Raw genomic sequence first — 12,349 nt, 5'->3', positions numbered from 1 at the left:
CGTGACAAAAATTTATGATGCAGCCAACTGGTCAAAACACGAAGACGATTTTACACAAATGTTTTACAACCAAAATGTGAAGCAGTTCTGGCTTCCTGAAGAGATTTCCTTAAACGGAGATCTCTTGACATGGAAATATCTAGGTGAGAAAGAGCGGGATACGTACATGAAGGTACTTGCTGGCCTCACCTTACTTGATACAGAACAAGGGAATACAGGAATGCCGATTGTCGCTGAACATGTGGACGGCCATCAGCGTAAAGCGGTGTTAAACTTTATGGCGATGATGGAAAATGCGGTGCATGCGAAATCATACTCAAATATTTTCATGACACTTGCACCAACTGAAACGATCAGCGAAGTGTTTGAATGGGTCAAGAAGAATAAATTCTTGCAAAAAAAAGCGGATATGATTGTTAGTTTATATCGTTCGATTCAAAAGGACGATCCTATTTCCCTCTTTAAAGCAATGGTTGCTTCTGTTTACTTAGAAAGCTTCCTATTTTATAGTGGTTTTTACTACCCGCTTTATTTCTATGGACAAGGAAAGCTCATGCAAAGTGGTGAAATCATTAACTTGATTTTGCGCGATGAAGCGATTCACGGTGTGTACGTTGGATTATTGGCACAAGAAATTTACAACAAACAAACACCTGAAATGCAAAAAGAGCTGTATGATTTCTCTATTGACCTCTTGAACGAGCTTTATGAAAATGAACTTCATTACACTGAGGATATTTATGACCAAGTCAATTTATCGCATGATGTGAAAAAGTTCATTCGTTACAATGCCAATAAAGCGTTAATGAACCTTGGATTTGCTCCTTATTTTGAAGAAGAAGAGATCAACCCAATTGTATTGAACGGACTGAATACAAAAACAAAGTCACATGACTTCTTCTCAATGAAAGGGAACGGCTACAAAAAAGCAACAGTTGAGCCGTTAAAAGATGACGACTTCTTCTTTGGAGATGAATCATAAGGAAAGCGTAAAAGTCAAAACGCATTACTCGTTTTGGCTTTTTGCCATTTCTAACAATGGATTACATACTGGAGGTTACCGAACATGGGAAAAATGGACGAAATCATTTTAGTTGCACCGCGCACGCGCGTGTTCCAAAACGAAACACTCGCGTTTAACGGTGTGAATAGTGAAGAGAAAACAATCAGCACCATTATGAAAGAAATCGAAGAGCACTTCGAGCAGATGCGAAGAGGCGATGCAGAAGAAAATCCTGACTTCAAGCAGCCGATTCCTTATGTCGTGATTAAGCGTGAGGACGAAGTGTATGTATATGAAAGACTTCAAGGCGGGGGAGAGACTCGATTACATCATAAGTTATCTCTTGGCTTTGGGGGTCATATGAATTTCATCGAAGGAAAAAACTTTGCTGAGATTCTAAAAGAAAATACGGATCGTGAGCTGGACGAGGAGCTTTCTATTCAAGAAGAAGACAAACTTGAAATGAAAACCCTCGGATTAATCAATGACGATGACAACAGTGTCGGCCGTGTACACATTGGACTGTTATCAGCTCTTGAATTATCTCCAGGCGCTCATGTCGAAGTAAAAGAAACAGATCAAATCTCAGGAAAATGGATGAAAGCATCAGATTTGAAAAAGCCTGAATACTTCGATCGTCTTGAAACGTGGTCTCAATTTGTCGTTAACATCTTAGCATAAATGCAAAGACAACAAACCGGCTCAGCATTAGACTTGAGCCGGTTTGTTTCGTTATAACAGCTTTTAGCTTATTGGAAAACGAATGCGTCGTGACCGGCCTGTTTCAATCTAGCGACGAGGTCATCCGCATTTTGCTTTGTACGGAAAGCCCCGGCCTGTACTCGGAACATGCCGCTTCCTAATACAACGAATGCGTCAAAGCCTTTGGATTTTAGTGTGGCTGCTAATTCATCCGCATTGGCTTTCACCTTGAAAGCTCCCGCTTGCACTTTATAAAGATTACTTGCTTTTTTTTTCAGCTGAAAGGCTTTCTCTAGACCAGTGGCATGAGCACGAGCGATGCCTTGAAGGAAGGTTGCGTTGCGGAGCTTATTTGCATCAGCTGCCGTATCAATGAAACCATTCTCTGTTAAAATCGCGGACATAGAAGTTTCTCGAAGAACGTGGAAATTCGCAGTTTTTTTGCCGCGGTTAGCAAAATCAACCGAGCGGACAATCTCATCATGAAGAGCGTTGCGATACGTGGTGGTCGGTGCAGAAACACCAGGATGCACATAGCTTTCAAACCCTGTGCCCCCGCCAGCATTAATATGAATAGACACGAAATAGTCTGCTCCCCAGCTGTTTGCCGCATTCGTACGCTGGGACAAAGTGACGGATTGGTCAATTGAACGACTTAAGCGGACGGAAACCCCATCATATTCACTAATCAAAATATCTCTCAGTAAAAGCGCGATTTGAAGTGTGATATTTTTCTCCAAAAGTCCATTAGCACTAGCTCCAGAATCTGTTCCTCCGTGGCCAGGATCAATAAAAATTTTCACCATCTATTCATCACCTCGTCTTTATTTTATGAGGAAATAGCAGAATTGCCTGTACCAAATGCGGAAATGATCGAGACTCTTTTCTACACAATTTGTGATGAAAAAGCTGTATTTTTCTAATAAAAAGCAAATTGTTGGTTTGTCCGCCCAAAATGGATGAATACAATGGAAATAGCACATCATTTCCTGGGAAACCGCAGAAATCCCTACAATATCCGGTATCTCGGGTCATTTTGACAGCAAACTTGGGCTTAAGCGGGCGATTGTCACGATTACAGCTCCACCCGAATAGAATAAAGAGAGAAGAGCGAGAGGTGAATACGTTGGAGCGAGCTGTCACATATAAAAACAACGGCCAAATCAATATTATACTTAACGGACAAAAGCAAGTATTGGTTGATGCAGACTCAGAGGCAGAATACCTCGAAGCCTTGCAGAAAAATGAGGCAAAACACAGCATCTTACGGGAAATAGAGCGTGAAATGAACAGCCTTGTCGGTATGGATGAAATGAAACGAAACATAAAAGAGATTTATGCTTGGATTTTTGTTAATCAAAAAAGGCAGGAGCAAGGATTAAAGGTAGGGAAACAAGCGCTTCATATGATGTTCAAAGGGAATCCAGGCACAGGAAAAACCACAGTTGCAAGGCTTGTCGGAAAACTTTTCTTTGAAATGAACGTGCTCTCAAAGGGTCACTTAATCGAAGCGGAGCGCGGTGATCTTGTCGGAGAGTACATCGGTCATACAGCACAAAAAACAAGAGATTTAATTAAAAAATCACTGGGCGGTATTTTGTTCATTGACGAAGCTTATTCTCTTGCCCGCGGAGGAGAGAAGGATTTTGGAAAAGAAGCAATTGATACCCTTGTCAAACATATGGAGGACAAACAGCACGAATTTATTCTGATTCTTGCTGGCTACTCCAAGGAAATGGATCATTTTCTTTCTTTAAACCCCGGCCTGCAATCAAGATTTCCAATCAATATCAGCTTTCCAGATTATACAGTCGATCAGCTCATGGATATTGCAAAACGAATGATGGCTGACAGAGAATATATATTTACCCAAGAAGCTGAATGGAAACTGCGAGATTATTTAATGCACATTAAAAGTACCACGAGTCCTGCAAAATTCAGCAACGGCCGGTTTGTGCGAAATACTATTGAAAAGGCGATACGAACCCAGGCGATGAGACTGCTTCTTGTGGATCATTATGATAAAAAAGATCTACTCACCATTAAAAGTCACGACCTTCAAATGAGAGAGGATACGCCTTCTTAAAATGGCGTATCCTTTTTATAAAGAGATACTAAAATAAACCATCCGAATAGTGGTATACGTGTGATGTGTTTGGTATGATGGTACTACTGAAAACTTAAGTACAGAAAGGAAACAACTAACGTTGAATGAACATGAAATGACTGAAAAAGCGATCCTTGTCGGCTGTCAATTGCCGCATGTAACAGATGAACGCTTTCAATACTCAATGGAAGAATTAGCTTCCTTAACTAAAACGGCTGGCGGTGAAGCTGTCAGCGTGATGACGCAAAAGAGAAATAGACAAGACAGCGCAACGTATATCGGTAAAGGAAAAGTAGAAGAGCTGGAAGTCCTTTGCGAGGAATTAGAATGTGATGTCATTATATTTAACGACGAGCTTTCTCCAAGCCAGCTAAAAGCTTTGGCGACTGCTTTAGATGTGAAAATTATTGATCGTACGCAATTGATTTTAGATATCTTTGCGAAAAGAGCCCGTACAAGAGAAGGGAAGCTGCAAATAGAGCTTGCCCAGCTTCAGTATGCCTTGCCGAGACTGAGCGGACAAGGAATCAGCCTCTCAAGACAAGGAGGCGGAATTGGCGCAAGAGGTCCAGGTGAAACAAAACTTGAAACAGATAGACGTCATATTCGAAACCGCATTCATGAAATTAACGGGCAGCTATCTGCAGTCAAAGAACATCGAACAAGATACCGGGAACGCCGAAAGAAAAATGGTGTGTTCCAAATTGCGATTGTCGGGTATACGAATGCCGGAAAGTCGACTCTATTTAACCAATTAACGGAAGCGGATAGTCATGAAGAGGATTTGCTGTTTGCGACACTTGATCCAATGACACGTAAGATGACATTAGACTCTGGCTACAGTGTGCTCATTTCAGATACAGTTGGCTTTATCCAAGACCTTCCGACAACACTGATTGCTGCATTTCGTTCTACTCTTGAAGAAGTGAAGGAAGCCGATTATTTGCTTCATGTCATCGATTCTTCTAATGAGGATTATGAAGGTCACGAGCGAACAGTTCATCAGCTTCTAGAAGAATTAGAAGCAGACCGCATTCCAATGCTGACAGTTTATAACAAAGAAGATCAAATCAGACCAGATTTCATCCCATCTTCAAAGCACCGCCATATTTTAATCAGTGCTAGACGCGAAGAAGATGTGAAAAGGTTAAAAGCGGATATTATGGCTGAATTGAAAAAAGCCTTTTTAAAACCATACCATGTGAAGATCCCAGCATATGAAGGAAAGCTTATTTCTGCATTAAAATCAGAAACGCTCGTGGAATCACTAGAATTTCAAAAGGAAGCAGAGCTTTATGACATCACTGGATTTAGTGGTGAGGATCAGACCATCTTAGGACAAATCAAGAAGTATATGTTGGAAAGGAATTAACTGAAGATGTTTCACACATTAAAACACGGCAGTATATTAGAAAAAGTAGCAGCAGAAACAGAACAAGAGATTTTACACGTACATCAGCAAATTGATCAAAAGAGCGAACAAAATGAGTGGCGGGTGCTTGAAAGCTATCGAAAGCACAAAGTCAGTGACTCTCACTTTAATCCAACGACTGGATACGGCTATGATGATATGGGAAGAGACACGTTAGAAAAGATTTATGCGGATGTCTTCGGAGGAGAAAGCGGCCTTGTGCGTCCGCAAATTATTTCAGGCACACATGCGATTTCCATTGCCTTATTCGGTGTGCTGAGACCCGGCGATGAATTGATCTATATGACAGGGAAACCATACGATACGCTTGAAGAAATTGTTGGGATTCGCGGGAAGGAAGGGACAGGCTCATTAAAAGACTTCCAGATTGACTATAAAGCCATTGATTTGCGTCAAGATGGATCAGTCGATTACGACAAAGTAAAAGAGTCGATTTCCACTAAAACAAAAGTCATCGGAATCCAGCGATCAAAAGGCTATGCTTCAAGACCATCCTTTACAATAGAAGAAATTGAGCAAATGATTTCATTTGTGAAAGAGATCAATGAAGAGATCATAGTATTTGTGGACAACTGTTATGGTGAATTTACTGAATTACAAGAACCATGTCATGTAGGAGCGGATCTTATGGCTGGTTCTCTCATTAAAAACCCAGGCGGAGGTCTTGCCAAAACAGGCGGCTATATCGTTGGAAAAGAAAAATGGGTAGAAGCTTGCTCTTATCGCATGACATCTCCAGGCATCGGCAGTGAAGCGGGTGCATCGCTGTATGCCCTCCAGGAAATGTATCAAGGCTTCTTCCTAGCGCCGCATGTTGTGGCACAAAGCCTAAAAGGCGCAGTGTTTACCGCTCGTTTTCTTGAGAAGCTCGGATTCCAAACGAACCCAGCGTGGAATGCGAAAAGAACGGATTTGATTCAATCAGTTGAATTTGGAGACCCTAAAAAAATGATTGCGTTCTGTCAGGCAATTCAGTATGCATCTCCGATCAACAGTCACGTCACTCCACATGCAAGCTATATGCCGGGCTACGAGGATGATGTCATTATGGCAGCAGGCACCTTTGTTCAAGGAGCAAGTATCGAATTATCAGCCGATGGTCCGATCAGACCGCCTTATACTGCCTACGTTCAAGGCGGACTCACGTATGCCCATGTGAAAAATGCGATTTGCAGTGCTGTAGATGCCTTATTGGAGCAAGGGTTTATTGAAGTACCTGCTCGATAAAAAAATCCATGTTAATATTCCTAACATTTCGTTGACACATAATATAACATGACATATAATAAATTTAAGCAAAGAGGAGGAGACAGTTGAGATGAGTGATAACATTCGCCGCTCAATGCCTTTATTCCCAATTGGGATTGTCATGCAGCTAACAGAATTATCTGCAAGACAAATTCGCTATTATGAGGAAAATGGTTTAGTATTTCCAGCAAGAAGTGATGGGAATCGCCGATTATTTTCTTTTCATGATGTTGATAAATTACTAGAAATTAAAAATCTCATCGAACAAGGTGTAAACATGGCAGGAATCAAAAAACTTTTTGCCAAAGCTGAGGCTGAAAATCCAACGCCAGAAACAAAAGGCGAGGAGAAAACCACTGCTAAGCACAACTTGTCAGATGATGAACTCAGGAAGCTACTGAAGAAGGAACTCATTCAGGCTGGACGTTTCCAACAAGGAACGACCTTTAGGCAGGGGGATATGTCAAGGTTCTTCCGTTAACCAATTAGCAAAAGCATTGCTATACACATTTTACCTTTTGTAGGGGAGGAGTTTTACGAAATGGCAAAGTACACAAGAGAAGATATCGTAAAATTAGTAAATGAGGAAAACGTAAAGTACATCCGTCTGCAATTTACAGACATTCTCGGAACAATTAAAAATGTTGAGATTCCTGTGAGCCAGTTAGAAAAAGCTCTCGATAACAAATGTATGTTTGACGGTTCATCGATTGAAGGATTCGTACGTATCGAAGAATCAGATATGTATCTATACCCAGACCTAAACACATTTGTTATTTTCCCTTGGACAGCAGAAAAAGGTAAAGTTGCACGCTTTATTTGTGACATTTATAAGCCAGACGGGACGCCATTTGATGGAGACCCGCGTAACAACTTAAAGCGTATTTTAAAGGAAATGGAAGAACTAGGATTTAGTGATTTCAACCTTGGACCTGAGCCAGAATTCTTCTTATTTAAATTAGATGAAAAAGGCGAGCCAACGCTCGAATTAAACGATAAAGGTGGATACTTTGACCTTGCACCAACAGATCTAGGTGAAAACTGCCGCCGTGATATCGTGCTTGAGCTCGAAGAAATGGGCTTTGAAATTGAAGCATCTCACCACGAAGTAGCACCAGGGCAGCACGAAATTGATTTCAAATATGCAGGCGCGATCCGTTCTTGTGATGACATTCAAACGTTCAAGCTTGTTGTCAAAACAATTGCGAGAAAGCACGGTCTTCATGCGACATTCATGCCAAAACCATTGTTCGGTGTAAACGGATCTGGTATGCACTGTAACCTATCATTATTTAAAAATGGTAAAAACGCATTCTTTGATGAAAAAGCAGATTTACAATTAAGCGAGACTGCTAGACACTTTATCGCAGGTATCGTCAAGCACGCAACAAGCTTTACAGCGGTCACAAACCCAACGGTCAACTCTTACAAGCGTCTTGTACCTGGCTATGAAGCACCTTGCTATGTGGCATGGAGTGCACAAAACCGCAGCCCATTGATCCGTATCCCGGCATCACGCGGCATCAGCACACGTGTAGAAGTGCGCAGCGTAGACCCATCTGCAAACCCATACCTTGCATTAAGCGTATTACTTGCAGCAGGTCTAGACGGAATCAAAAACAAACTAGAAGCACCAGCTCCAATTGACAGAAACATCTATGTCATGGACAAAGAAGAGCGCCTTGAAAACGGCATCTCTGACCTTCCTGCAACACTTGCAGAAGCACTTGAGCTGCTAAAATCAAACGAAGTGATGATCAACGCACTAGGCGATCACCTATTCGAGCACTTCATCGAATCAAAAGAAATCGAATGGGATATGTTCAGAACCCAAGTACACCCATGGGAACGCGATCAGTATATGTCTCAGTATTAATAAAGAAAACCCCTTGGAACCATTGGTTTCAAGGGGTTTTTATTTTGGTCAAAATATGACCAAAAAAATTTGAAGTTATGAATTTAACTCCACAATTAATCATACGTAGGATCGTGAATAAACAGACAATAGATAAAATCATTAATTATTACACGGCATTGCTCAAGCCTTCAATACAAAATAGATGACTGAATTCTTCGTGGTTTTTTAAAGAGTCGTTTTCTTCTTTTGAGGTGTTTTTCTCGGTTGCAAAACTAGGGGGAACAGGGGTCAAAATCAAGAACAAGGACAACAAAATAATGAACAACATTCATTTTATCATTTAATTACTTATATAGAAAATATAGTATTTCAACACTATCACTTATTTTTTCAACAAATTTAAAACAAAGACTGAAATGCCATTTTATTACGAATGTCTGTTTTGTATTAATTGTAGATTTATAGTTGTATGCATTTTCCGAGAAAACTAAAAAGGCCCTATTAGGGCTATGGTCAATCGTTAGGGTGTTTTGATATTTAGAATATCTGAAAACTTTATAAAAATTTGTATCGCCACGATCACATACTATCATCTCAAAAGGAATTACAATCAAATATTTGTTCGTTTTATGAATAATAAAAATTCCTTTAGAGTCTTATTATTCCATTAGTTTATTTTTAAAACTTCCGTTTTTTTCTTTAAATTTAGTTTAAAAGTTCAAGTGTTTATCTAGACCTGGGAGAAAAGACGTGTATATAATACGAAAGTTCGAATTTGATAGAAATAGGAGAGATGAAATTTATGATTAAATCAAAAAACGAGTATCCCACACAAGTATTTGAGCAATCAGCTGTTCTCAGTGCATTAGAACAGTCACTAGCAATGATTGAATTTGATGTCACAGGTGAGGTGCTATGGGTCAATGATCTTTTTGCAAAAGCAATGGGATATTCTCAGCAAGAGATGATCGGTCTAAAACATAAACAATTATGCCCTCCGCATATTGCAGAACATCCAGACTATCGCATGTTTTGGAATCGTTTGAAGACTGGTCTGATTTTTCAAGATAAGGTGCAGCGAATGACCAAACATGTTGCGAGCTTATGGTTTGAAGCAACATATACCCCAATTCGAAATAATGCTGGAGACGTAGTAGGTGTGGTGAAAGTAGCGACAGATATTACGACGAGAGAAAACGCTATGAAGCAGGTCGTAGAAGATTTAAGGAATATGTCTACAAAACTAATGGAACGAGCAGAAATCTGTATCCAGCATAGTCAAACGGTCAATGCTTCTTATGAACATATAGCCAATGAAACAGATCAATATACGAGCTTGCTAGATGGATTAACAAAGCAAGTAGAATCAATCAGCTCAATTGCTACGACTATTAACAGCATTGCCTCACAAACTCAGTTGCTTTCATTAAATGCGGCCATAGAAGCTGCGCATGCAGGTTCTTATGGAAATGGTTTTAGTGTGGTGGCAGCAGAAATACGAAAGCTTGCGACTGATTCAAAAGAGGCGATCGTAAATGTAAATAAATATGTGAAGGCAATTCACGTGGAATTAGAAAAGGTGATTAAGGGAACAGATCAAGCCCAGTCAAGTGTCTTTAAGAATCAGATGCTTATAAAGCAGGCAAGTGAAGAATTCATTCATGTGGGAGAAACCGCCCGCAGATTAAATCGACAAGCCGATTGGCTATTGGCAGAGCTCAGTGAATAACTGTTTAGTCTAATAGTAAACAACGTCGAATTGTTTAAATATGCCACATTGAACACTTTTTATTTTACCAAAAGGAATTATAATCGAATGTTTGTTCTCTTTTTGGGTTTGAGTTACAATAAATTTATATACGGTTTGCCGGCGGAGACAGGATAAAAAATTCATATATTTCGAAGATTTATTTCTTTAGCAAACCACTGTTATTCATAAGAATCAATTGGTTGAAACACGACGATGGTCGTCCGAAATACAATGTCTCTAAACATATAGATAAAATTAAAACGCAATTGTAAAACTTCGGAAAATCAAACAAGAACAAATGTTCGTTTTGATTTTTCGATTTCTTTATAATAACAATCAGATTGACCCCTTCATGAACCTGGTTGAAACTTAGTCAGGTCTTTATTATATTTACTGGTGAACTCGCTTTTCTTGAACATTGATGGGCCGAAAATTGACGAGCGTCTTAATTAATGATTGCTATCACTATTTAATTAAGTTGTGGATGAAGGATTTAAAATCTATACGTGAGGCTATTGCCTGTCAAAGTGTGAGCAATAAAAGGGGTAGGGAGGGATAGCTTGATTGAAGCATATGAAGAAATTAGAAACTGTAATTCTATTAAAAGTGAAGGTTTATTAGATGTTTCTTATTAGATTTCCAGATTTTCAAATAAAATTAAAATCTTTTATCAAACTAAGTTTGTAATGAATTCTCATTCTCTTAGGAAACATCCACGAATCACCCACAATTCAAAAATATTTTATGATTTTTTAAATGGGTGTTTCTTATGTTTGTTGTAGTAACACTACGTATACTTTTCATTAAAAGTGGTTTCAATCAACCTCAACATGATGATGTCCAAACTGTCGCATCAAGACGCAGCACTGAAGAATAATTGGTTAAAAAACGATAAAGTGGATTAAAGTGTAAGACTCCTTATGGTATTCTAGTAAAAGAATATTCCATAAAAGGAGTCTTTTTTATATGAAAATATTAGATGCTCCATCTTTATTATCAGCTGTCGAACAGAGGTCAAAGGCCTATCATGAGCTTCAAGAAGAAATGAAACTTGTGAAAAAAGCATTAAAAAGTGTATCGGGATTAGGTGATGAATTTACTGGAAAAGGTGCAGACAATATCAAAGCCTTTTATGAGGATCTTGCGCTTTACACGGATACTTATCTTGATTTTATTGATATGCAAAAAGCTTTTTTAGATGGGATAAAAGGAAAGCTTGATGACGAATCATTAGGCGGAAGTACATTTATTGATGAGCATTTCTTAGACGCTCAATTAAAACAAGGCATTCAAAACAATAAAGATATGCTCAAGGAACAAAAAGAAGCCCTATCCACTATTTTTGATGACGTCAGTGATCTCATAGAACTGAACGTATTTTCAACTAAAGAGGTCAATGAACATTTAGATGATGCGAACAAAAAAAGAAAAGAAGCCATTGATGCTGTACATAAAATAGATCATGAGCTAAAAACAGAATACGCAAAATCAGAAGCGATTGAAAAACACCTCGCCACTTTTTATGCAAAAATGATGGCTGCTACAGGAAAAGGGAAAAATGCGCAGCCAATGTATTACGATGCGAAAGCATTTCATGAAACAGATGTGTACAAGAATCATGATAAAATCGATGCTCAAGTGAAAGCATATTTAAAGGTGAAAAAAGAAGAAAAAGAGAAACGAAGAATCAAAGAATTGAAAGAAAAACTCAACGATCCTTCGTGTATATCAAAAGAGAAATACTTTGAGATTGTAGACGAAATTGGATATGAAAATCTTTCATACGATCAAAAAATGTATTACAGCCAGCTTCTCCAGATCAAAGCGCAGGAAGAAGCATCAGAGGGGTTCGTTGATGTTGTAAAAGGTGCAGCAGTTGGTCTATATGATGTGGCCAAAGATACAGTAGTTGGAATCTACGATCTTGTGACAGATCCCGGGGGTGCCGTTGAATCGGTCGTAACGGCTGTTTCTCATCCAATTGAAACATCAAAAGCGATTGGAAAATCGATATCAGACTCATTCCAAAAAGAAGTCATAGATGGTGATGCATATTCTCGATCACACTGGTTCGCCTATGCAACTGGCTCTCTAGCAGAAATCGTCTTTGGCTCTAAAGGGGCGGGTGCCATTACAAAAACGGGAACAACGGCAGCTAAAACAACGGTGAAGAAAGGGCTTGAACAAGGAGCAAAATCACTAGACAGAGTATCTATTCCGAATCTATTGCCATACTCACCAAAGTTTCA

The 12,349-nt window shown here is 39.3% G+C and carries 10 protein-coding genes; 9 read left to right on the top strand and 1 reads right to left on the bottom strand.

All coding sequences use genetic code 11. The annotated features are described in order from the left end of the window. Nucleotide 1 precedes the first annotated feature (1 nt). Together nrdF and AKG37_RS11760 are read left to right on the top strand one after the other, a co-directional pair. Nucleotides 2–982 carry a class 1b ribonucleoside-diphosphate reductase subunit beta gene (gene nrdF, locus AKG37_RS11765; RefSeq protein WP_060698998.1) on the top strand — a complete coding sequence of 327 codons (981 nt, stop codon included), beginning with the start codon at nucleotides 2–4 and terminating at the stop codon, nucleotides 980–982. A gap of 84 nt (nucleotides 983–1,066) precedes the next feature. Then, nucleotides 1,067–1,684: a hypothetical protein gene (locus AKG37_RS11760; RefSeq protein WP_060698997.1), complete on the top strand. Its 618-nt coding sequence runs from the start codon at nucleotides 1,067–1,069 to the stop codon at nucleotides 1,682–1,684. Between the two features lie 68 nt (nucleotides 1,685–1,752). Here the strand turns inward: AKG37_RS11760 and AKG37_RS11755 are convergent, their stop codons facing one another. Continuing rightward, complete coding sequence (locus AKG37_RS11755; RefSeq protein ID WP_060698996.1) at nucleotides 1,753–2,511, bottom strand: N-acetylmuramoyl-L-alanine amidase; 759 nt, start codon at nucleotides 2,509–2,511, stop codon at nucleotides 1,753–1,755. A 320-nt stretch (nucleotides 2,512–2,831) separates the two neighbouring features. On the opposite strand from AKG37_RS11755, the gene spoVK reads away from it, so the two are divergent. The 7 genes from spoVK to AKG37_RS11720 form a co-directional block, all read left to right on the top strand. After that, complete coding sequence (gene spoVK, locus AKG37_RS11750) at nucleotides 2,832–3,791, top strand: stage V sporulation protein K (RefSeq protein ID WP_060698995.1); 960 nt, start codon at nucleotides 2,832–2,834, stop codon at nucleotides 3,789–3,791. A gap of 121 nt (nucleotides 3,792–3,912) precedes the next feature. Then, entirely contained in the window at nucleotides 3,913–5,184 is a 1,272-nt protein-coding gene (gene hflX, locus AKG37_RS11745) for a GTPase HflX (RefSeq protein WP_060698994.1), read from the top strand. Between the two features lie 6 nt (nucleotides 5,185–5,190). Next, nucleotides 5,191–6,471: a methionine gamma-lyase family protein gene (locus AKG37_RS11740; RefSeq protein ID WP_060698993.1), complete on the top strand. Its 1,281-nt coding sequence runs from the start codon at nucleotides 5,191–5,193 to the stop codon at nucleotides 6,469–6,471. A 91-nt stretch (nucleotides 6,472–6,562) separates the two neighbouring features. Continuing rightward, complete coding sequence (locus AKG37_RS11735; protein ID WP_060698992.1) at nucleotides 6,563–6,973, top strand: MerR family transcriptional regulator; 411 nt, start codon at nucleotides 6,563–6,565, stop codon at nucleotides 6,971–6,973. A gap of 60 nt (nucleotides 6,974–7,033) precedes the next feature. Beyond that, the gene (gene glnA, locus AKG37_RS11730; RefSeq protein ID WP_024427046.1) at nucleotides 7,034–8,368 is read left to right on the top strand and encodes a type I glutamate--ammonia ligase; all 1,335 of its coding nucleotides are present in this window, start codon (nucleotides 7,034–7,036) and stop codon (nucleotides 8,366–8,368) included. A gap of 784 nt (nucleotides 8,369–9,152) precedes the next feature. Continuing rightward, complete coding sequence (locus tag AKG37_RS11725) at nucleotides 9,153–10,079, top strand: methyl-accepting chemotaxis protein (RefSeq protein ID WP_060698991.1); 927 nt, start codon at nucleotides 9,153–9,155, stop codon at nucleotides 10,077–10,079. Between the two features lie 987 nt (nucleotides 10,080–11,066). Continuing rightward, the coding region (locus AKG37_RS11720; RefSeq protein WP_060698990.1) for an LXG domain-containing protein at nucleotides 11,067–12,349 on the top strand (1,283 nt) is incomplete at its 3' end.

It is taken from the genome of Bacillus australimaris, from assembly GCF_001307105.1.
Lineage (GTDB): Bacteria > Bacillota > Bacilli > Bacillales > Bacillaceae > Bacillus > Bacillus australimaris.
The sequence above is the reverse complement of the archived record's forward strand: the minus strand, read 5'-3'. Positions and strand labels throughout refer to the sequence as shown.